At 74.0% G+C, this 21,738-nt stretch carries 19 protein-coding genes; 8 read left to right on the forward strand and 11 right to left on the reverse strand.

Features of this window, described 5'->3' with window-relative positions:
* The coding region (locus tag ABWI04_RS34555) for a hypothetical protein (RefSeq protein WP_353835039.1) at nt 1-778 on the forward strand (778 nt) is incomplete at its 5' end.
* Nucleotides 779-826: 48 nt separating this feature from the next.
* On the opposite strand, the gene ABWI04_RS34560 is transcribed toward ABWI04_RS34555, so the two are convergent.
* The 8 genes from ABWI04_RS34560 to ABWI04_RS34595 form a co-directional block, all read right to left on the reverse strand.
* The gene (locus tag ABWI04_RS34560; RefSeq protein WP_345174792.1) at nt 827-1,777 is read right to left on the reverse strand and encodes an electron transfer flavoprotein subunit alpha/FixB family protein; all 951 of its coding nucleotides are present in this window, start codon (nt 1,775-1,777) and stop codon (nt 827-829) included.
* Between the two features lie 21 nt (nt 1,778-1,798).
* Entirely contained in the window at nt 1,799-2,578 is a 780-nt protein-coding gene (locus ABWI04_RS34565) for an electron transfer flavoprotein subunit beta/FixA family protein (protein ID WP_345174791.1), read from the reverse strand.
* A 275-nt stretch (nt 2,579-2,853) separates the two neighbouring features.
* Nucleotides 2,854-4,158, reverse strand: coding sequence for a protein kinase family protein (locus ABWI04_RS34570; protein ID WP_353835040.1), 1,305 nt, complete (start codon nt 4,156-4,158; stop codon nt 2,854-2,856).
* A 62-nt stretch (nt 4,159-4,220) separates the two neighbouring features.
* Entirely contained in the window at nt 4,221-6,179 is a 1,959-nt protein-coding gene (locus tag ABWI04_RS34575) for a serine/threonine-protein kinase (RefSeq protein ID WP_345174787.1), read from the reverse strand.
* Nucleotides 6,180-6,227: 48 nt separating this feature from the next.
* On the reverse strand, nt 6,228-7,040 hold the full coding sequence (locus ABWI04_RS34580) for a serine/threonine-protein kinase (RefSeq protein ID WP_353835041.1): 813 nt from the start codon (nt 7,038-7,040) through the stop codon (nt 6,228-6,230).
* 98 nt (nt 7,041-7,138) lie between these two features.
* Nucleotides 7,139-8,089 carry an acyl-ACP desaturase gene (locus ABWI04_RS34585; protein ID WP_353835042.1) on the reverse strand — a complete coding sequence of 317 codons (951 nt, stop codon included), beginning with the start codon at nt 8,087-8,089 and terminating at the stop codon, nt 7,139-7,141.
* 173 nt (nt 8,090-8,262) lie between these two features.
* Nucleotides 8,263-9,030, reverse strand: a complete 768-nt coding sequence (locus ABWI04_RS34590) for an SDR family NAD(P)-dependent oxidoreductase (protein WP_345174782.1) — start codon at nt 9,028-9,030, stop codon at nt 8,263-8,265.
* 67 nt (nt 9,031-9,097) lie between these two features.
* Complete coding sequence (locus tag ABWI04_RS34595; RefSeq protein ID WP_345174779.1) at nt 9,098-9,763, reverse strand: NADPH-dependent F420 reductase; 666 nt, start codon at nt 9,761-9,763, stop codon at nt 9,098-9,100.
* 82 nt (nt 9,764-9,845) lie between these two features.
* On the opposite strand from ABWI04_RS34595, the gene ABWI04_RS34600 reads away from it, so the two are divergent.
* On the forward strand, nt 9,846-10,232 hold the full coding sequence (locus ABWI04_RS34600; RefSeq protein WP_353835043.1) for a winged helix-turn-helix transcriptional regulator: 387 nt from the start codon (nt 9,846-9,848) through the stop codon (nt 10,230-10,232).
* On the opposite strand, the gene ABWI04_RS34605 is transcribed toward ABWI04_RS34600, so the two are convergent.
* Nucleotides 10,219-11,001, reverse strand: coding sequence for an enoyl-CoA hydratase/isomerase family protein (locus tag ABWI04_RS34605; protein ID WP_345174775.1), 783 nt, complete (start codon nt 10,999-11,001; stop codon nt 10,219-10,221). The two genes, ABWI04_RS34600 and ABWI04_RS34605, sit on opposite strands and share 14 nt — an antisense overlap.
* A 106-nt stretch (nt 11,002-11,107) precedes the next feature.
* On the opposite strand from ABWI04_RS34605, the gene ABWI04_RS34610 reads away from it, so the two are divergent.
* From ABWI04_RS34610 to ABWI04_RS34620, 3 genes are all read left to right on the forward strand, one after another.
* Entirely contained in the window at nt 11,108-14,107 is a 3,000-nt protein-coding gene (locus ABWI04_RS34610) for a DEAD/DEAH box helicase (RefSeq protein WP_353835044.1), read from the forward strand.
* Complete coding sequence (locus tag ABWI04_RS34615; protein WP_353835045.1) at nt 14,107-14,883, forward strand: SWIM zinc finger family protein; 777 nt, start codon at nt 14,107-14,109, stop codon at nt 14,881-14,883. Before ABWI04_RS34610 ends, ABWI04_RS34615 begins: the two co-directional genes overlap by 1 nt.
* 155 nt (nt 14,884-15,038) lie before the next feature.
* Nucleotides 15,039-15,821: an ATP-binding cassette domain-containing protein gene (locus ABWI04_RS34620; RefSeq protein WP_353835046.1), complete on the forward strand. Its 783-nt coding sequence runs from the start codon at nt 15,039-15,041 to the stop codon at nt 15,819-15,821.
* A 164-nt stretch (nt 15,822-15,985) separates the two neighbouring features.
* On the opposite strand, the gene ABWI04_RS34625 is transcribed toward ABWI04_RS34620, so the two are convergent.
* Nucleotides 15,986-17,155 carry a sensor histidine kinase gene (locus ABWI04_RS34625; protein WP_345174766.1) on the reverse strand — a complete coding sequence of 390 codons (1,170 nt, stop codon included), beginning with the start codon at nt 17,153-17,155 and terminating at the stop codon, nt 15,986-15,988.
* Between the two features lie 116 nt (nt 17,156-17,271).
* On the opposite strand from ABWI04_RS34625, the gene ABWI04_RS34630 reads away from it, so the two are divergent.
* Entirely contained in the window at nt 17,272-17,544 is a 273-nt protein-coding gene (locus ABWI04_RS34630; protein ID WP_345174764.1) for a helix-turn-helix transcriptional regulator, read from the forward strand.
* Entirely contained in the window at nt 17,541-18,116 is a 576-nt protein-coding gene (locus ABWI04_RS34635) for a hypothetical protein (protein WP_353835047.1), read from the forward strand. Before ABWI04_RS34630 ends, ABWI04_RS34635 begins: the two co-directional genes overlap by 4 nt.
* On the opposite strand, the gene glgP is transcribed toward ABWI04_RS34635, so the two are convergent.
* Nucleotides 18,113-20,710 (reverse strand): alpha-glucan family phosphorylase, encoded by a 2,598-nt coding sequence (glgP, locus tag ABWI04_RS34640; RefSeq protein WP_353835048.1) that lies wholly within the window; start codon nt 20,708-20,710, stop codon nt 18,113-18,115. The genes ABWI04_RS34635 and glgP overlap by 4 nt on opposite strands.
* Nucleotides 20,711-21,088: 378 nt before the next feature.
* Between glgP and ABWI04_RS34645 the strand changes: the two genes are divergently transcribed.
* Nucleotides 21,089-21,738: maltotransferase domain-containing protein (locus ABWI04_RS34645; RefSeq protein ID WP_353835049.1), on the forward strand; the 650-nt coding region annotated here is incomplete at its 3' end.

The raw sequence follows: 21,738 nt of genomic DNA on the forward strand, positions 1-21,738 counted from the left end.
GGCGGCCGTCGCGGGCGGCGCCGCGGCCGTGGCCGTGGGCGGCGGCGCGGCGGTCTACGTCGCCACGGCGCAGGAGGCGCCCAAGCCGATCGTCGCGCGGCTGGTGGCGCTCAGCGAGCCGCGGCGGGAACTCGGCGGCGGGATGACGTTCCAGGCGCAGGGCCGGGTCGTGCGCGTCACGGGCGGGGACGCCACGCTCAACCGGAAGATCAACCAGGCGCTGCGGGCGCCGCTCGAACGGCGCTGGGCGAAGACCCGCAACGGCTTGAAGGACATCGGCCGCGGCGCCTACACCGATGTCGTGACGCCGGCGATCCTCCTGCGCGGCGACCGGCTGCTGTCGGTCTGGTACAAGGTCGAGCTGCGCGGCGAGCGCGGGACGGGCTGGGACCAGTCCCAGGCGGCGACCGTCGACCTGCGGACCGGCGCCTCCTACCGGCCGACCGACCTGTTCCGCGTCCCGAGCGGCCAGGGCCTGAAGCCGCTGGACGGCAGGATCAAGGCCCGCCAGCCCGGCGGCGCCTACTGCGGCAGAGGCCAGACGGGCGGCGCGGGCCTGCCGCGGGGCACCGACAACCCGTCCGCGTTCGTCGGGTCCGGCGAGGTCACCATGGCCCTCACCCCGACGGGGCTGCGCGTGGCCTTCTACCTCTCGACCCTGGGGTATGAGTCGGCGTGCGGGCAGCTCGACAACGTGCTCCCCTACGCCGAGGTCAACGACATTCTGAAGCCCGCGCTGCTCAAGGCGGTTCCGTACCCGTCGCCCAAGCGCTCCTGAACGACAGCGGCCCGGCGACGCGAGCGTCGCCGGGCCGTCCGCGCGAGATCACTTGCGCTTGCTGATCTCCTCGGTGAGCTGCGGCGCGACCTGGAACAGGTCGCCCACCACGCCGTAGTCGACCAGCTCGAAGATCGGCGCCTCGGGGTCCTTGTTGACCGCGACGATGGTCTTCGAGGTCTGCATGCCGGCCCGGTGCTGGATGGCACCGGAGATGCCGACCGCGATGTACAGCTGCGGCGACACCGTCTTGCCGGTCTGGCCGACCTGGAACGAGTGCGGGTACCAGCCGGCGTCGGTCGCGGCGCGGGAGGCGCCGACGGCCGCGCCGAGCGAGTCGGCCAGCCCCTCGATGATCTTGAAGTTCTCGGCGCCGCCGACGCCGCGGCCGCCGGAGACCACGATCGCGGCCTCGGTCAGGTCCGGGCGCTCGCCCTTCTCCTGGACGACCTTCTCCACGATCTTGGCGCCCTTGTCGGCGTCCGAGAGCGTGACCGACACCTGCTCCTCGGCCGGGGTGGCCGGGGCCGCCTCGGGGGCGACGGAGTTCGGCCGCACCGCGATGATCGGCGTGCCCGTCCGCACCCTGGCGTGCGCGATGATCGCGCCGCCGAAGATGGAGTGCTCGCCGACGAAGCCGTCGGCGACGTCCACGACGTCGGTGAGCACGCCGGAGCCGGTCTTGACGGCGAGGCGGCCCGCGATCTCCTTGCCCTCGCCGGTCGCGGCCACCAGCACCGCGGCCGGGGACTTCTCGCTGACGAGCTGGGCCAGCAGCGCGGCCTTCGGGGCGACGACGTAGGAGGCCAGCTCCTCGTCGGCGGCCACGTAGACCTTGCCGGCGCCGTACTCGGCGAGCCTGTCCTTGGCGTTCTCGTAGCCCGGGCCGACCCATACGGCGGCGGCCTCGCCGAGCCGGTTCGCCAGCGTCAGCAGTTCGAGCGTGACCTTCTTGACCTCACCGTCGACGTGGTCGACGAGGACGAGAATCTCGGCCATGGTTGCAATCCCCTTCCTCGGTCAGACGAACTTCTTCGACGCGAGGAACTCGGCGATCTTCGCACCGCCGTCGCCCTCGTCGGTGACGATCTCGCCCTTCGCGCGCGGCGGCGCCTCGGCGAAGTCGACCACCTCGGTCGCGGCGTTCGCCAGGCCGACCCGCGACGCGTCGATGCCGGCGTCGCCGAGACCGAGCGTCTCGACCGGCTTCTTCTTGGCCGCCATGATCCCCTTGAACGAGGGGTAGCGCGGCTCGTTGATCTTCTCCACCACGGACACGACCGCGGGCAGGCTCGCCTCGACCCGGTCGAAGCCGTAGTCGGTCTGCCGCTGCACCTTGATGGACGTCCCGTCGATCTCGACCTTGTTGGCGAGCGAGAGCTGCGGGACGCCGAGGCGCTCGGCGAGCATCGCGGCGATCATGCCGGTGCGCGCGTCGGTGGACTCCGCGCCGAGGACGACCAGGTCGAACCCGGTGCGTCCGAGCGCCTGCTCCAGCGCGTACGAGGTCTGCAGCGCGTCGGAGCCCGCGAGGCCGTCGTCGAGGAGGTGGACGGCCTTGTCGGCGCCCATCGCCAGCGCCTTGCGGATGGAGTCGGTGGCCTTGTCGGGACCCATGGTGAGGACGGTCACCTCGCCGCCGTGGGCCTCCTTGATGCGCAGCGCCTCTTCGATGGCGTACTCGCAGAGTTCGTTGATGACTCCGTCCGCCGCGGCGCGGTCGAGCGTGCTGTCATCGGACTTCAGCTTGCGCGGGCTCTCCGTATCGGGAACCTGCTTCACCAGGACGACGATGTTCATGGCCGGTGGCCGACCTCCCTGCACTCAGTTGGCCGCTGAGGTAAGCGGCAGAGGGGCGCCGCCCATGGCGGGTCGACGCGGACATGCGCTTTCGCAGTCACAGCCTGCCAAACACCCGAACGTGCTTCGGAGCCGGGTCCCCGGTTCGGCCGTGCACGATAATGTTACTCGTCGGTAGCCTACTGGCAAATCCCAGTTCGTGAGACCTTACCCACGTGTACGGCGGGTTTGCGGTGCATGCGGCGTCCCGAACCGGACGTGACGGACATCATGCCTCACACCCCGTTGACGGCGTGCTGGAGGCGGTCCATCGAGCTCTCCAGCGTCCGCTGCAGGCCGTAGGTCGGGGAGAAGCTCGGCGTCAGCGTCATCGCGCCGACGCCGACGAGCAGGCACAGCACGCCGAGGCCCACGACCGCGGCGGCGACCGCGCGCGGCCGCCGCGCCACCGGCAGGAACATCCGCTCCAGCTGGCGCCGCGGAGCGCTGACGCCCGGCGCCGTCCACAGCACGGCGGCCCCCGCCCCCGCGCCGAACGCGCAGGACGTCAGCGAGTCGAGCTTCCCGCCGACCGCCGACACCGCGGCGAGCCCGAGCGGGACGGCGACCGTGAACACCGCCGCGTAGGGGACGGTCAGCAGCGTCCGCCCGACCGCCCACGCCCAGCCGCGCGCCGTCGTGCCCGCCACCCGCAGCAGCGTCACCGCGGCCAGCGTCAGGACGAGACCCGCGATCGGCAGCATGATCACGACCCCGACGCCGGCGACCACGACCAGGGCCGCGAGCAGCCGCGCCCAGCCCTGCGTCACCGCCATGTCGTGCGCCGCCGCCTCGTGCGCCGCCGTCTCCCCTGTCCCGGCGGGGGACGCGGTCGGGACGTCCGCCGGAGCCGGGGCCGGGACCTGCGGCGCCAGCGCCTCGGCGGCGGGACGGGCGGCGGCCGCCGGAAGCTTCAGGCGGGACGCCGCCTCCGCCAACTCGGCCGCCGACGGGCGGGCGGCCGGGTCGGGATGCGAGGCGGCCGCCACCAGCGGGCGCAGATCGGCGGGCAGCGCCTCGGCGGGCGCGTCCGGACGGCCGGTGGCGGCGAACGCCACCGTGGCCGCCCACGCGCGGACGTCGTCCGCGGCGCCGGCGCCGGGGGTCAACGCGAAGTCGACGACGACCGGCGCGTCGTCCACCACCAGCACCGTTCCCGGCCCCAGCTCGCCGTGCGCGAGGCCGGCCAGGTGGATGGCGGCGAGAGCCTTGGCGAGCCCGAAGGCCATGCGGCGCAGCGCGTCCCCCGCCATCGGCCCCTGCCCGGCGACCGTCTCGGCGAGCGGACGCCCGGGGACGAACCGGAACACCACGTAGGGGCGCGGACCGGCGGCCTCGCCGTCCAGGACGTCCGCCACGTAGGGGCTGAGCACCTCGCGCATCCGCGGGACGTCGGGCGCGGCGCCCGGCGGCAGGAGCCGGATCGCCACGTCGCGGCCGTCGGGGCCCGCGGCGCGGTGGACGTCGCCGGTTCCGCCGCCCAGCCTGGACAGCAGCCTGTACGGACCGATGTGCGCCTGGTGGCTCGTCTCACCGCTCATAATGGGTCGCCACCCTATCGACCGGAGAGGGGACGCGCCCCCGTCGCCGGAGGCGCCGCGCGTCACGTCCCGGGGATGCTCGCCACGAGGTCGTGGACGTCGGCGCGCAGGCTCTCCAGATCCTGGCTCATCCCGTCCACCGGCGTGGTGTCGGGCGGCTGCCGCTGCGACAGCCCGACCAGCACCGCGGCGAAGATCCCGAGGATGAGGGCCCCGACGAGGGCGGCCTCGGCGCGCGGCAGCACCGCTCCCCAGATGCGGGCCAGCTGGCGGCGGGGCGCGCCGCTGCCCGGCGCGAGGCAGAGCAGCCCGATCACGGCCATCGCCGCGTAGGCGATGGCCCGGGAGGCGGTCATCGCCGGATCGGCGAAGATCAGCACACCGAGAAAGATCAGCCCCGCGAGGCCGCTGAGCGACGTCCACAGCACGGTCGACATCAGCGCGCCGGGAAGGTGCAGCGGCGTCCGGAACGCGGCCGCGACGGCGTCGCCCGAGCGCGGGCCCCGCCGCGTCTGCCGGCCCTCCATGCCCTTGGCCGCCTTGTCGCCCGCCCGCAGGACGAACACGCCGGCGACGGTGACGCCGAGGGCGAGCAGCGGCGCGATGTGGGCGAACCCCAGCAGCGCCACCAGGACGATGAAGCTGAGCACCCGGTACCAGCCGTAGGGCTTGCGCCGCTCCTTGTCGCGCTCGGACCCGTCGGCGCGGTCGGGACGGGCCTGGTCGGGGCGCTGCCGCGCCTCCGGCTCGTACGGGCCGCGCTGGAGCGCGCCCTGCGGCGGCTGGTTCGGCGGGGGCCCGTACTGCGGCGGCGGATACCCGCCCTGGTAGGGGCCCTGGTCGTAGGGGGCGGGCGGCCCGTAGCCGCGCTGCCCGTACTGCTCCCCCGCCTTGAACGGCGCGGGGCCGGGCGGCGGGACGGGCGGCGGCGCCGCGGGCGGCAGCTGGCCGACGAAGTCCTTCGGCTGCGCCGGGACGGGCGCGGGCGTCGGGACGGGTGCGGGCGCCGGGACCGGCATCCCGGGCGACGCCGACGACGTCCCGGACGACGGCGGGTCCTGCGGCGCCGGCATGGAGAACTGCCGGGAGTGGTCGGCGGCCGTCTCCTCCGGCCCCGGCTGCCCCGGCCCGCCCGGCGCACCGGCCGCACCCGCCGCGCCGGCGGCCCCGGCCGCCGGGTAGTGCCGGTCGACGCGCGTCTGGTCGGTGATGGTGGCTTCGAGATGGATGCGGCGCGTGAGCTGCACCAGGTTGACGGCCGTCGGCCGCTCGGCCGGGTGCCGCGCCATCGCCGACCGCAGCACGGGCAGCATCGCCTCGGGCACGCCGTCCAGATCGGGCGTGCTCTGCATGATCTTGTAGAAGATCGATTCGAAGGTGCCGGAGCCGAAGGGCGGGCGGCCGGTCGCGGCGTAGGCGACCGTCCCGCCCCAGGCGTGCACGTCCGACGGCGGGCCCGCGTCCTCACCCTCGATGATCTCCGGGGCGAGGTAGCCGGGGGTGCCGATGACCATGCCGGTCGCGGTCAGCCGGGTCGCGTCGGCGGCCTGCGCGATGCCGAAGTCGATCACGACGGGCTCGCCGTCCACGAGCATCACGTTGCCGGGCTTCATGTCGCGGTGCACGATCCCGGCGCCGTGGATCGCCGACAGCGCCGACGCCAGCCCCACGCCGAGCCGCTGCAGCGCCGGCCCGTAGATCGGGCCGGACTCCTCGACGATCTCCTCCAGCGTCCGGCCGGGCACGTACTGGGTCACGATGTAGGGCTGGTCGGCGGTCACGTCGGCGTCGAGGATCTCCGCGACGTGCGGGCTGTGGACCCTGCGCATCGAGTCGACCTCGCGGGCCAGCCGGCGACGCGCCGTGGCGTCTCCGGCGACCGCGGGCCGCAGCACCTTGATGGCCACGTTGCGCCCCTCGGGGTCGGCGCCGAGGTAGACGACGCCCATCCCCCCTTCCCCCAGGGTTCGCTGGACGCTGTAGTGGCCGATTCGGTCCCCGGACGTGACGGCTCCCCTCATCGTTTCCGAAACCCTACCCTTGCCCATCCTGCCGGGGAGATCCAGCCATCAGGCCGCCACCACCCCGTGGCCCTCGGCCGCCCCGGCCAGCGCCCCGGCGAACCAGCGCGCGGAGGGACGCTCCGCGGGGTCGCGGCGGAACGCCGCCCGCAGCAGCCCCGCCAGCGGCTCGGGCGCGCCGTCGATGTCGGCCTGGCCGCGCAGGATCCGGAAGCACACCCCCTGCAGCGACCCGCGCCCGAACGGCGGGCGGCCCGTCGCCGCGTAGGCCACGGTCGACGCCCACGAGAACACGTCCGACGCGGCGGTGGCGCGCTCCCCCTCGATCAGCTCGGGCGCCAGGTAGGCGGGCGTCCCCACGACCATGCCGCGCCTGGTGATCTGCTCCGCGCCGGACTCGTGCGCGATCCCGAAGTCGATCAGCGTCGGGCGGTCGCCCAGCACGATGACGTTGCCGGGCGACACGTCGCGGTGCAGCACGCCCGCGTCGTGGACGTCCCCGAGCGCCAGCGCCAGCCGCCGCGCGAACCGGACGAGCCGGTCGCCGCGCAGCGGCCCGTACGCCGGGACGAGGTCGTTCAGCGGGCACCCCGGCACGTACTGCATGACCACGTGCGGCCTCGGCGCCGAGACCGCCCCGTCCAGCAGGCGGGCGACGTGGGCGCTGCGCACCCGCGCCTGCGCCCGCATCTCCCGCGCCAGCCGGCTGATCGCCTCCGGCTCCCCCGCGAGCTCCGGAACGAGCTCCTTGACCGCGACCTCCCGGCCGGCGGCGTCCATGGCCAGGTGGACCACCGCCGTGCTCCCCCGGCCGATCTCGCCCAGCAACCGGTACCCGCCCAGTCTCCTGTGCGTCCCCATGCACCCTTTGACGCCAGGAAACGCCCTCCGGGTTCCCGGCGTCCGCGCGAGTCCGGTTCAGGTCACCCGGGTTCCCGCGGGTCCGCCTCGCGGGCCGGCTAGCCCTTGCGCGCCGCCTGGCGGGCCCGGCGCTCCTCGCGGCGGGTCTCGAACTTGGTGGCGGCGGCGTCGAGCTGCTCCAGGAACTCGGCGAGCTCCTCGCGGGCCTTCTCGCCGTCGCCCGTCAGGTCGGTGCGGTCGAAGACGCCCCACTTGCGCAGCACCGGGACGAGCACGTCGTCGTGGTGGAGCCGCAGGTCGTAGATGCCGGCGTTGGCGATGACGACCGACTTGCGCAGGAAGCCGTCGATGCTGTGGCCGGGCATCTGGAACGTCGTCACGACGTCGGTGATCGCCCGCATCGTCTCGTTCGGGGAGGCCTCCAGCGCGGCGCCCATCAGGTTCCGGTAGAAGATCATGTGGAGGTTCTCGTCGGCGGCGATGCGCGTCATCATCTGCTCGCAGACGGGGTCGCCGGACGCCTTGCCGGTGTTGCGGTGCGACACGCGGGTCGCGAGCTCCTGGAACGACACGTACGCCGTCCCGTGCAGGAACGAGTCGCCGTGGTCGGCCTCGTAGCCCGCCTCCATGTGGTGCATGCGGGCGCGCTCCAGCGCGATCGGGTCGACCGCGCGGCTCACGGTGAGGTAGTCGCGCAGGGCGATGCCGTGCCGGTTCTCCTCGGCCGTCCAGCGGTTCACCCACGTGCCCCAGGCGCCGTCGCGGCCGAAGACGGTGGCGATGGCGCGGTGGTAGCCGGGCAGGTTGTCCTCGGTGAGGAGGTTGACGATCAGGGAGTCGCGCGCCTCGGGAGTCACCTTCGACTGCTCGATGGACCACGGCTCGCCGCCCAGCGGCCCGTCGAAGTCGCGGCCCTCGCTCCACGGGACGTACTGGTGCGGGAACCATTCCTTGGCCATGGACAGGTGCCGGTTCAGCTCCTGCTCGACCACCGGCTCGAGGTCGAGCATGAGGCCGGTCTGGGACTTCTCTTCGGGGGTCACGGACATGCGGTTCCTTCGCTGGACGAGGTCGTCTTTGCGGGCGCCCAGCAGGCCGTTCACAACCTACTCAAGCGTAGGTTCGATGGTCGCGAGTCGGCGCGAGCCCCGTCAAGTCAGCACCGCGACAAGCAAGGCGCGGGAACTTTTGTAGGTCCGCGCGAAATCGGCATGACGCCTCGTCACCGCGTGTCGGCGGCCTGTTGCCACATCCGGTTCACGGCCGCCCTGAGCAGCGGCCGCGGAACGAGGCGGAGCGCCGGGAGCGCCGCCTTGTACTGCATGCCGGGAACGCACAGCGCGCGTCCGGTCGCCACGGCCTCCAGCCCCGCCCGCGCCACGTCGTCGCGCCGCAGCCAGAGCAGGTTGGCCGGGACGTCGTCGTCGGTGCGGGTGAAGCCGGGGCACAGCGCCGTCACGTGGACGCCCTTGCCCGAGACCTCCGAGTGCAGGCTCTCGGAGAACGACGCCACGTACGCCTTCGTCGCCCCGTAGGTCGCGCTGCCGGGCGAGGGCGCGAACCCCGCCATCGACGCGACGTTCAGCACCCCGCCCCGGCCGCGCGCGATCATGCCGGGCAGGGCGGCGTGGGTGAGCCGCACGAGCGCGGCCACGTTCAGCTCGATCTGCGCGAGGTGGTCGTCGAGCGGCAGTTCCGCGAACGCCCCGAAGGCGCCGTACCCGGCGTTGTTGACGAGCAGTTCGACCGGCTCGGCGCGCAGCCGCGCCTCGACCTCGGCGCGCCGCGCGGGATCGGTGAGGTCGGCGGCCACGACCTCCACGGCCACCCGGTACCGTTCGACGAGCTCGCGGGCCAGCCCGTCCAGCCGGTCGCTCCGGCGGGCCACGATCACCAGGTCGGTGCCGCGGCCGGCCAGGAGGCGGGCGAAGCTCTCGCCGATACCGCTGGACGCCCCCGTCACGAGCGCGGTCCGGTACGCATGTCGCATGGCGGCAGATGCTATCGGCGGTTCTTCGCGCACCCCCACAGCACGCCCAAAAAACACCGATAACGTTTCAGCCCGCGAGTTCGGAGGTGCGCTCCGGATCGCCCCCAGCGTACTCGGGGGGCGGCAGCATGGCGGCCGGATCCTCGCCCGCCACCCACAGCCCCACCATGAACGCGGTGGCGGCCTCCAGGAGCCCGGCCCGCTCCAGGCTCCCCCCGTCCATCGGCACGCAGCCGAGGTCGCGCACCAGGCCGCGCACCGCGGCGAGGGCCTCCTCGTCGTCCCCGCACAGCGGGACGCCGAGCGGACGCCCCCCGAACGCCGGGGGCGTCATCCGCCACACGCTCTCGTGGCAGGTGTTGAACGCCTTCACGACCCGCGCGCCGCTGAGGTCGGCGATCCGCCGCGCCGCGGACGGGCCGCCCGCCGTCTTGAGCCGCTCGAACGGCGGCTCCATCGGGTTGGTGCAGTCGATCAGCACGCGCCCCTCCAGCGGCCCCGCCTCGCGCAGGACGTCCGGGACGCCCTCGTGCCAGACGGCGAGGAGCACCGCGTCGCCGTGCTCCGCCGCCTCCCGCAGCGTGCCGCCGGCCGCGCCGTGCCCGATCCGTCCGGCCAGCGCGACCGCCTTCGCGGGGGTCCTTGCCCCGATCCGCACCCGATGTCCCTTGCGCGCCCACTGCGTGGCGAGCGCGTCCGCCATGGCGCCCGCGCCGAGCACTCCGATCCGCATGACGTCCTCCCGTTCGTTTACCGTCGGTCGGGACGTTAGGCGGTCCGTTCCGCACCATCCGGTGCGTATCGGAGGGGGCAGGATGGCGGGCGAACCCATGGACGAGTACGAGTACATCGCCGACTGCCAGACGAGGCTCGGCCTCGACGTGCTCTCGGGCACGTGGACGGGCGTCGTGCTGTGGTCGCTCCAGCACGGCCCGCTGCGTCCGGGTGAACTGCGCGAGCGGATCGGCGGCATCAGCCACAAGGTGCTGACCGAGACGCTGCGCCGCCTCGAACGCGACGGCCTGGTGGTCCGCCGCCGGTACGCCGAGGCGCCCCCGCGCGTCGAGTACGAGCTCACCCCGCCCGGGCGCGGGATGCTCGAACCCCTCGCCGCCCTCGGCCGCTGGACCGAACGCTACGCCGACGAGGTGCTGGGCACGCGTGACCGCGCGCCCGGCGACGGTGAACTCAGCGGCCGGTGAACGTGGCCTTGCCCGGGCCCTCCTCCATGAAGCTCTTCATCCCGGCCGCCTGGTCCTCGGTGGCGAAAAGGGCCGCGAACTGCGTCCGCTCGATCTCCAGCCCGGTGTCGAGGTCGGCCTCCAGCCCCCGGTCGATGGCCTGCTTGGCGGCGCGCAGCGCGATCGCGGGACCGCCGACGAACGTCGCCGCCCACTTCCGGGCGGCGGAGTAGACGGCGTCGTCGGGGACGACCCGGTCCACCAGGCCCATCGCGAGGGCCTCGTCCGCCGCGACGTGCCGTCCCGAGAAGATCAGGTCCTTGGCCTTCGACGGCCCGACCAGCCGGGCCAGCCGCTGCGTGCCGCCCGCGCCGGGGATGATGCCGAGCTGGATCTCCGGCTGGCCCACCTTCGCGCCCTCTCCCGCGACGCGGAAGTCGGCGGTCAGCGCCACCTCCAGCCCGCCGCCGAGCGCGTACCCGGTGATCGCGGCGATGACCGGCTTGGGGATCCCGGCGAGCGCCTTGGCGAAGTCCTGCAGCAGCCGCGAGTGCCCCGCCGACATCTCCGCGTACGACATCGGGGCCATCTCCTTGATGTCCGCGCCCGCGGCGAAGACCCGCTCGCCCCCGTACAGCACCACCGCGCCGACCGCCTCGTCCTGCGTGACCTGCCGGGCCGCGTCGATGAGCTCCCGCTGCATCTGGGCGTTCAGGGCGTTCATCTTCGGACGGTCCAGCCTGATCGTCGCGATCCCGTCCTCGACCTCGACCCGTACGAACTCGCCCACGGCGACCCTCCCAGTGCAACTCGGTGCGGACGCCCCGAGCCTAACCAGCGGCCGGTCACGGAGCGGGCCCCGGTGGTGTCCGAGGCTGCTGGTAGCTTCGGGGACCATGCTCGTCGCCCACGCCACCTGGCATGGCGGTGCGCTCTGCCTGTGGGCCGAACGCACCGGCCCGTACGAGCCCTCCCCGGACGTCCACCCCTTCGCGACCTGCGATTTCACCGGCACGTCCTATGAGCCGCTCCTGCGCGCCGCGTTCCGCGTCGAGCTGGCGATGTCGCTGCCCACCGCGGGCGACCATCCGCTGCCGTCGGCCGAGCTGGGCCCCGAGCCGGTGCGCGACGAGCCCGAGCTGCGCCCGTGGCGGGTCCCGGCCCTGGTCCTCGCCCCGTTCCCCGCGATGGCGCTGCTCCAGGCGGCCGAGCACAGCGCCGACGTCGTCGCGGGCACCGACCTGCGCTTCCTGTGCCTGCTCGCCGACGAGGCGGTGCACCTCGCCGGGCGCGGCCACGTCCTGCCCGCCCTGCTGCGCGAGGACGGCGACCTCGTCGCCCGCTGGCGCCCGGTGATCGACGACCCGGCGCGGTTCCGCGCGCTGGCCCGCGCCATGCCCGCCGCCTGCCGCGCGGCCGACGGCGGGCGGCCCGCCGCCGAGGTCCTGCGCGAGGCGCTGTCGGCCCTGGTCGACACGGCCGTGCGGGGCACCGTCCCGCATCCGCTGCTGGTATCGCGGCGCAAGGAGCCCGACCGGCTCCCGCTCGCCGAGCGCTGGGTGATGGCGCTGACCGGCCCGTCCCCCGAGGTCGCCCGCGAACCCCGCGACGACCCCGACGACCTCATCGCCGAGCTGGACGCGTGGGCCGCCGCCGCGCGCCGCCCGTCCGGCCCGCTGCGTGTCTGCTTCCGCCTCGCCGAACCGGGCGCCGAGGAGTTCGAGGAGGACGCCGAGCCCCGCGACGGCGGCTCCTGGCGGGTCGAGTTCGCCCTCCAGGGCACCGACGACCCGAGCCTCTACGTCCCCGCCGCGCTGGTCTGGGACGGCGAGGCCACGTCGATCCCGCAGGCCGAGGAGACCCTCCTCGCCGGCCTCGGCCGGGCCCTGCGCCTCTTCCCCGACCTGGCGCCCGCCCTGGACGGCCCCGCGCCGCGCGAGCTCCTCCTCGACACGGCGGGCGCGTTCCGCTTCCTCCGCCAGGCGGCCCCCATGCTCGCCGCCGCGGGCTTCGGCGTCCTGCTCCCCCAGTGGGCGGGCAAGGCGAAGCTCGGCATGAGGCTCACCACCCGCCCCGAGGACCCGGAGGCCTCCGCGGGGTCGGCGGCGCCCTCGGGCTTCGATCTGAAGTCGATGGTCGACTTCCGCTGGGACCTCGCCATCGGCGACGAGAGCATCGACGAGGCCGAGCTGGAGGAGCTGGCCCGGCTGAAGACCCCCCTCGTCCGCCTGCGCGGCCAGTGGGTGGAGCTCGACGAGCACCAGCTGGAGGCGGCCCTCGACTTCCTGCGCCACCCGCGCCGCGGCCGCATGACGGCCGCCGAGGCGATCAGGGCCATCGTGCACGCCGGCGACGACGCCCTCCCCCTGACCGGGGTGGACGCCGCGGGCCCCCTCGGCGACCTCCTCTCCGGTGAGGCCGACCGCCGCCTCGCCCCCATGCGCACCCCGGAGGACCTGGACGCCGAGCTGCGGCCCTACCAGGAGCGCGGGCTCGCCTGGCTGACGTTCATGAACGAACTCGGCCTGGGCGCCCTTCTCGCGGACGACATGGGCCTCGGGAAAACCATATCGGTGCTCTCACTCCTTGTTCACGAACGAAAAGATGGTGCGACGACCGCTCCGACGCTGGCCATTCTCCCGATGTCGCTGGTGGGGAACTGGCAGCGGGAGGCCGCGCGGTTCACGCCGAAGCTGCGGGTGCACGTGCACCACGGGACGGGGCGGCATCGGGGCGAGGAGCTCGCCGAGGCGGTGGCGGGGGCGGATCTGGTGCTCACCACCTACGGGACGGCGGCGCGCGACGCGGAGATGCTCGCGCCGATCGCGTGGGAGCGGGTCATCTGCGACGAGGCGCAGGCGCTCAAGAACAGCGGGACGCGGCAGGCCCGGGCGGTGCGGAGCATCCCGGCGCGGAGCCGGATCGCGCTCACCGGCACGCCCGTGGAGAACCACCTGACCGAGCTGTGGTCGATCATGGAGTTCGCGAACCCGGGGCTGCTCGGGCCGCGGAGCGCGTTCCGGCGGCGGTTCGCGATCCCGATCGAGCGGGAGGGCGACGAGCAGGCGGCGCTGGCGCTCAGGCGGGCGACGCAGCCGTTCATCCTGCGCCGCCTCAAGACCGACAAGTCGATCATCTCGGATCTGCCGGAGAAGCAGGAGATCAAGGTCTACTGCAACCTGACGACCGAGCAGGCGTCGCTCTACCAGGCGACCGTGGACGACATGCTCCAGCAGATCGCCGAGGCGGAGGAGGCCAAGCGGCGCGGGCTGGTGCTGGCGACGATGGCCAAGCTCAAGCAGGTCTGCAACCATCCGGCGCAGCTGCTCAAGGACGGCTCGCGCCTGCCCGGACGGTCGGGCAAGCTCGAACGGCTGGAGGAGATCTGCGCCGAGGTCCTGGAGCAGGGCGAGAAGGCGCTCGTCTTCACCCAGTACGCCGAGTTCGGGTCGATGCTCCAGCCCTACCTGGCGGCGCGGCTCGAACGCCCGGTGCTGTGGCTGCACGGCGGGACGTCCAAGCAGGGGCGCGACGACCTCGTCCAGCGGTTCCAGGAGGACGGCGAACCCGCCATCTTCCTGCTGTCCCTCAAGGCCGCCGGGACGGGCCTGACGCTGACGGCCGCCAACCACGTCGTGCACGTCGACCGGTGGTGGAACCCGGCCGTGGAGGACCAGGCCACCGACCGGGCGTTCCGCATCGGGCAGACCCGCGACGTCCAGGTCCGCAAGTTCATCTGCGTGGGGACGATGGAGGAGCGCGTCGACGAGATGATCGAACGCAAGAAGGCCCTGGCCGACTCGATCGTCGGCACGGGTGAGGACTGGCTGACCGAGCTGTCGGTCGCCGAGCTGCGCGACGTCCTGCGGCTGTCGCCGGAGGCGGTGAGCGACTGATGGACGAGGGCGTCAGGGCGCGCACGAGGCGCGGCTCGATCGGGGCGCGGTGGTGGTCGCGGCGCTTCATCGACCTGGTGGAGTCGTTCGCCGACGCCGGGCGCCTGGAGCGGGGCCGCGCCTACGCCCGCAAGGGCACCGTGTTCGACCTGCGGGTGGAGGCGTACGAGGTGACCGCGAAGGTGCGGGGCTCGGCGCCGGAGCCGTACGAGGTGGCGCTCGGCATCGAGGCGATCGACGAGGACGGCTGGCGCGCGGTGGAGGCGGAGCTGGCGTCCCGCGCGCTGTTCCGGGCCCGGCTGCTGGCCGGGGAGATGCCACCGGAGATCGAGTGGGTGTTCGCCGAGCTGGGGCTCGCGCTGTTCCCGGACTCGGCGTCCGACCTGCACCTGATGTGCGACTGCCCCGACTGGGGCGACCCGTGCAAGCACGCCGCCGCCGTCCTGTACCTGCTCGCCGAGGCGTTCGACGACGACCCGTTCCTCGTCCTCCAGTGGAACGGGCGGCGCCGGGACCAGCTGCTCGGCGCGCTGCGGCGCGCCACCGGGACGGAGCCCGACCCGCTGGAGATGCGGGACGAGCCGCTTACCGCCGAGGGTTTCTGGACACCGCCGTCCGGGCTGGCCCGGCTGCGCGAGCGCCCGCCGGCGCCGCCCGTCCCGCCGGGGTTCGTGCTCCACGTCGCCGCTCCCCCGCCGGTCCGCGTCCGGCGCCGCGCGCTGACCGACGTGCTGGCGCCCGTCTACGAGGCACTCGCCGGGCAGGACGAGGACTGACCCGAGGTCTCCGGCGCCTGCGGGCCACGGATGATCTTACGGAGTGCGAACGCCGGCGCGGCTCGACCGCCTGCCGGAGGGGCCGCTCCCTAGGCTTTCAGCACGTGGGCGCCCCGGGAGGGCCGGGCGCCGCCTTGTGGGGGGAGCGACGAGGGATGAGCGGAATCGTCGTGGAGGCGCGTGAACTGCGCGTCCGCTGCGGTGCCCGGACGGTCGGGGACTTCTCGTTCGGGGTGCCGGAGGGCCAGGTCTACGCGCTGCTCGGCCACGGGGGGTCGGGCAAGACGCTGCTGCTGGAGGCGCTGGCGGGCCTCCGCCGCCCCTGCGGCGGCACGGTGCGGATCCGGGGCGCCGACCCGTACGCGGAGCGGGAGGGGCTGCGGATCGGCGCGGTGTGGCGGGACGGCGGGCTCTTCCCCGGCCTCACCGTCTCCGAGGTCGTCACGGCTTGGCGCCGCTGGACGCTGGACCCGCTGGCGGCGGCCGAGGCGCTCGCGCTGACCGGCCTGGAGGCGTCCGCCGGGGTGCGGTTCGAGCGGCTGACGGCCGGGCGGCGGCGGCTCGACCTGTCGCTGGCGCTGCTGGGGCGCTCGGACGTGCTCTTCCTGGACGAACCTACGTCCGGCCTCGACAGTGGAACGGTCCACCTGATCTGGGCGACGCTGCGCCGGATCGCCGCGTCCGGCACGACAGTCCTGCTCACCACGCGCGACGCGGCCGAGGCCCGCCGCGGCGACGGCGTCGGCGTCGTCGACCGGGCGCGGCCCGTGGCGCCGGGCGGGGGCGGGACCGGCATGATCTCAATCAGCAGGCGCGCCCCGTCCGGCGGTCCCGGCGCCGCCCGGTTCTGGGCGCAGGCGGCCGCGGCTCGCGCGCCGGGTCCCGCGGCCGCTCGGGTTCCGGAGCCGCTGGGGTCCCGGGGCCGGGAAGCAGGCTAGGGCCTATCTCGAAGTGGCCTCGGCCACGCGCGCGAGCGCGTGACCGGCCTGGTGCGGCGAAGCCGAAGGCGGGACCGGGCAGATCGCGAAGCGATGTCGCGCTCGCCCAGGTCACGTAGCGAGCCGCCAGGCGAGCGAAGTGGGCCGGGCCTTCGGAACACAGGCTAAAGCGGCAGGCGGGCGCGGACGGTGAAGCCGCCGTCCGGGCCGGGCCCGGCGTCGAGGTCGCCGCCGAGCGCCTCGGCGCGCTCCCGCATCCCGCGGATGCCGCTGCCGTCGGACGACGGCGCGCCGGATCCGGGCGTCCCGTCGTCCGCCACGCTGACGACCACGCCGTCGGCGCCGTAGCCGACGCGGACGACAGCGGACGTCGCGCCGGAATGCCGCGTGACGTTGGTGAGCGCCTCCTGGACGATCCGGTACGCGGCGAGGTCGGCCTCGGCGGGCAGCGGGCGCGGCTCGCCCTCCACCTCGGTGCGGATCTCCAGGCCGGCCGCCGCGAGGCCCCGGGTCAGCTCGTCCAGCCGGGCGAGGCCGGGGGCGGGCGCGACCGGGGCGGCCTCGTCGACCTGCCGCAGGACGCCGAGCGTGGCGCGCATCTCCCGGAGCACGTCCTTGCTGGCCTGCTTGATCGCGGTGAGGGCGTCCTCGGCGCGCTGCGGCTCGCGGCGCAGGCCGTGCAGCGCGGCGGTGGCCTGCACGTTGATGAGCGAGATGTTGTGGCCGAGGACGTCGTGCAGCTCGCGGGCGATGCGCAGGCGCTCCTCGATGGCCCGGCGGCGGGCCTCGGCCTCGCGTCCGCGCTCGGCGACGCGGGCGCGCTCCTGCGCCTCGCGCAGGTAGGCGCGGCGGTTGCGGACGACGCCGCCGATGGCGACGACCGCGACGAACCAGCCGATGAGCAGGAAGCCGGCCGCGTCCGCGAGGTGGTTGACGTCGTCGCGGCGGTCGCCGGCCACCGTCCCGGCCACCGCGATCCCCACGAGGACGACGGCCGCGGTGATGTGGCCCTCGGCGGCCGCGGTGTAGAGGGCGACGACGAACGTGAGCACGGCCGGCCCGTCGGGTTCGGTGACCGGGTAGTAGACGGCGCAGGCGGCGAGCGTGACGGCGGCGACCGCGACGGGATGGCTCCGGCGGAAGTACAGCGCCCCGCAGGCGACCGCCAGCAGCGCCCAGCTGTAGAGGGGCATCCGCGAGGGCGGGCCCGTGTGGACCGACACGAGGGTCATCGCGGCCAGGACGGCGAAGGCCCCGCCGGCCAGTGCGGCGTCCGCGGTGCGGCCGGTCGGCGGCCAGGGGACCGGCCGCCCGCCCCGGTTCGCAAGTCGCACGTGTCCATCCTGCCAGCTTCGGCTCGCTTGCATGTCCGATACGAGATGTAGTACTTCTACTATCAACAGATGCAGACTTACGGTGATCCGTCCAAGGACCCGTACGGGGAGTGAGCATGAGCGAGCCGGTGAACCGCAAGGCCGATCCGGTGTCCGCCGAGAAGGAGACCGTCCACAACCGGATCACGGTGCTCAGGGCGGAGCGCGGCGTCTCGCGCCGCGACCTCGCCGCCGCGCTGGGGGTGCACTACCAGACGGTCGGCTACCTGGAGCGGGGCGAGTACAGCCCGAGCCTGCACCTCGCCCTGCGCATCGCCGAGTACTTCGAGGTGCCGGTCGAGGTCGTCTTCTCCCTCAAGCCGTTCCCGAGAATCGGAGGCACGTCATGACGAACCGCACCGCCGGGTGGAGGGAGCGGTCCCGCCGCAGGCGCTCGGACCGCCTCGCCGCCCTCGACGAGGAGCTGGAGCGGCGGCTGCCCGCCCGCTACGCGCGCCGCCGGCCCCGCCGGATGCTGGCGGGGGCGGGCGCGGCCATGCTGGGCCTGTTCTGGGTGGACGCCGCCGTGTCGTGGGCGCTGGCCCCGAGCGACACCGCGATGATCGTCAACTTCGTGATCCTCGGCGTCCTGGTGGTGGGCGGGATACCGCTGGCCGGCCAGCTGATCGCGGTGACCCGGGGCCTGACCTCCAGGCGGGAGCGCGAGCTGGACGAGCGGCAGCTCACTGCGCGGCTCCGCGCCTTCGCGACGTCGCACCAGGCCACCACGTTCGTGCTGGTCGCGGTGCTGGTGGCGACGATGATCGCCGACCGGGACGGCCGCGAGTCGCAGATCCCCGGCGCCGCGCTCTTCCTGATCCTGTTCGCGCTGCTGGCGACGCACACGCTGCTCCCCCTCGTCGTCGCGGCCTGGCAGACGCCCGATCCGCCGCCCGCCGACGACGAGGGGGAGGCCGGCTAGCGCAGGTCGCCGTTGGTCATGCCCTGCGGCGCGGGCGGCAGCGCGACGAGGCCCATCTCGGCCCGTCCGGACAGCAGCGGGTGGCTCGGCACCACCCGCACGCTGTAGCCGAACGCGCCGCTGCGCCCGAGCGGCACCTCTCCGGTGTAGCGGCGCCGCCCGTTCTCGGCCGGGCCGCCGTCCTCCAGCTCCAGGTAGGACGGGTCGACGAGCGCGTCGGCGTCGTCCACCCGGCCGTAGGCGACCTCGACGGCGACGTCCTCGGGGGCGAGCCCGTCGAGGTCGACCACGACCCGGACCGTCAGCCGCGCGCCGACCTGGGGGCTCTCCTCCCCGGTCGACTCGACGTGCTCGACGGCGACCCGCGGCCACGCCGAGCGGACCTGCCGCTTCCAGGCCGCCAGCTCACGGGCGCCCGCGAACTTGTCGGCGACCATGGAGCGCTCCGACACGGCGGCCGGGGTGTAGAGGTCGTCGACGTAGTCGCGCAGCATCCGGGACGCGAGCACCTTCGGGCCGACGGTGGCGATGGTGTGCTTGACCATCTCCAGCCAGCGGCGCGGCAACCCGGCCGAGTCGCGGTCGTAGAACGTGACGGAGACGTGGTCCTCGATCAGCTCGTAGAGGGCGGCGGCCTCCAGCTCGTCCCGCCGGTCGGGGCCGGCGAGGCCGTCGGCGGAGGGGATCGCCCAGCCGTTCTGGCCGTCGTACCACTCGTCCCACCAGCCGTCGCGGATCGACAGGTTCAGCCCGCCGTTCAGCGCGGCCTTCATCCCGGACGTGCCGCACGCCTCCAGCGGGCGCAGCGGGTTGTTCATCCACACGTCGCAGCCCTGCACCATGAGCTGCCCGAGGGCCATGTCGTAGTCGGGCAGGAACACGATCCGGTGCCGGACGTCCTCGGACCCGGTGAACCGGACGATCTCCTGGATGAGCCGCTTGCCGCCCTCGTCGGCGGGGTGCGCCTTCCCGGCGATGACGATCTGCACGGGCCGGTCGGGGTCGAGCAGGATCGCGCGGAGCCGGTCCGGGTCGCTCATCATCAGCGTGAGCCGCTTGTAGGACGGGACGCGCCGCGCGAACCCGATCGTCAGGACGTCGGGGTCGAGGGCGTCGTCGATCCACGAGGTCTCGGCCTCGCTGGCGCCGCGCTGGCGCCACGACTCGCGCAGGCGGCGGCGCGCGTCCGTCACGAGGCGGCGGCGCAGCAGGTTGCGCATCCGCCAGACCTCCGGCTCGGGGACGTCGCGCACGGCCTCCCAGCCGCGCCCGGACTCCATCACCGACGGCAGCTCGCGGGCGGTGAACTCCAGCACCTCGCGCGCGACCCACGTCCCGGCGTGCACGCCGTTGGTGATCGACCCGATGGGGACCTCCGCGGTGTCGAACCCGCCCCACAGCCCGCCGAACATCTCCCGGCTGACCTCGCCGTGCAGCCGGCTGACGCCGTTCACGCGCTGCGCCAGCCGCATGCCCATCACGGCCATGTTGAACACGGTGCGGTCGCCGCCGGGGTAGTCCTCGGCGCCGAGCGCGAGGATCCGGTCGACGGGGACCTGCTCCTCCTCGTTCGCGCCGCCGAAGTAGCGGGCGATCAGTTCGCGGGGGAACCGGTCGATACCGGCCGGGACGGGCGTGTGGGTGGTGAACACCGTGCCCGCCCGGACCGCCTCCAGGGCCTCGTCGAAGGTCAGGGCCTCCTCCTTTGCCAGCTCGCGGATGCGCTCCAGGCCGAGGAACCCGGCGTGGCCCTCGTTGGTGTGGAACACCTCCGGCGCCGGATGCCCGGTGATGCGGCAGTACGCGCGGATGGCCCGCACGCCGCCGATGCCGAGCAGCATCTCCTGGAGGAGGCGGTGGTCGCCGCCGCCCCCGTACAGCCGGTCGGTGACGTCCCGGGCGGCCTGGTCGTTCTCCTCGACGTCGGAGTCGAGGAGCAGCTGCGGGACGCGGCCGACCCGCGCGATCCACACCTGCGCGTGCAGGCCGCCGCCCTTGGGCAGGCCGATGACGACGCGCACCGGCGTCCCGTCCCGCTCGCGCAGGAGGGTCAGGGGCAGCCCGTTGGGGTCGATCGGGGGATAGCGCTCCAGCTGCCAGCCGTCCGGCGACAGCGACTGGGAGAAGTAGCCGTGCCGGTAGAGGAGCCCGACCCCGAGGATGGGCACGCCGAGGTCGCTGGCGGTCTTCAGGTGGTCGCCGGCGAGGATGCCGAGGCCCCCGGAGTACTGCGGCAGCGCGGCGGTGATCCCGTACTCGGGTGAGAAGTAGGCGATGCTCACCGGCGAGTCCCCTGGGCGCGACTGGTACCAGCGCGGCGCCGTCAGGTACTCGCGCAGGTCCTCGGCGGTGTCCTGGAGGCGTCGCAGGAACCGCCGGTCCTCCGCCAGGCGCGCGAGCCGCTCGGGGGCGACCTCGCCGAGCAGCCTGACCGGATCGTGGTGGACGGCCTTCCAGAGCGCCGGGTCCACGTCGCGGAAGAGGTCGAGCGTCTCGTGGTGCCACGACCAGCGCAGGTTGAGGACCAGCTCCTCGAGCTGCCTGAGGGGCTCGGGAAGGACGGTGCGTACCGTGAAACGTCGGATTGCCTTCACGCAACGTCACGCTATGCGCTTCGGGGGCATGGGCGCGACGGCGGGGACCACACCGTCACCTCGCGGACCGATCGGCCCGCCGGGGGCACGAGTCCCCGGAATCCCCGTCCCCACGGGGGCTCCCGCCCGGTCCCGGGCGCTCGTCACCTGGGCGGGCTCCCGCGTCCGGGCCGACCGTTTGCCCAATCTCGACCCTCCCAAGACCGGCGCGGCACGGCCGGGGTCGGCCAGGAGCCGTGTCGCAGGTCGGCCAGGGGACGAGCCGCACGCCACGGCGACCATCGGGCGAACGGGGAAAAACTTCCGCGACTACTCGGCAGTAGGCGGCGCGTTCCGGGCATGGACGTTTTGGATCTCTCGAGAGGGTAGGGGTGGCACATGCACGTCGAGTCCGGAACGTCCAGCATGCCCGGGATTCCGAGGCTGGGACGCATCCCGATCGTCAACGTCGAGCCGGTGGTGGACTGCGGCCGGTGGCCGGCGAAGGCGGTGGTGGGCGAGACCGTCGAGGTGTCGGCGACGGTGTTCCGGGAGGGGCACGAGCGGCTGGGCGCGGCGGTGGTGCTGCGGACGCCGGACGGCGAGGAACTGCCGCCGCAGCGGATGAGCGAGGTCGGGGTCGGGCTCGACCGGTGGTCGGCGCAGGTGACGCCGACGGAGATGGGGTCGTGGTCGTTCCGGGTGGAGGCCTGGGGCGATCCGATCGCGCACTGGCGCCACGACGCCGAGATCAAGGTTCCGCGCGGCCAGGACGTCGAGCTCATGCTCGCGGAAGGGGCGCGGCTGTTCGCCCGCGCGGCGGAGGCCGTCCCGAGCAAGGACCGCCCGACCGTGGGGCGGCTGGCCAAGCGCCTCGGGGACGAGACCGTTCCGGTCGCCGACCGGATGGAGGCCGTTGCCGATCCCGATGTCGAGGACGTCCTGGAACGCCATCCGTTGCGGGATCTGTTGACGGTCAGTGACTGGTATCCGCTGGTAGTGCACCGGCAACGAGCCCTGTACGGGGCCTGGTACGAGTTCTTCCCCCG

The organism is Actinomadura sp. NPDC000929 (assembly GCF_040492065.1).
GTDB lineage: Bacteria > Actinomycetota > Actinomycetes > Streptosporangiales > Streptosporangiaceae > Spirillospora > Spirillospora verrucosospora.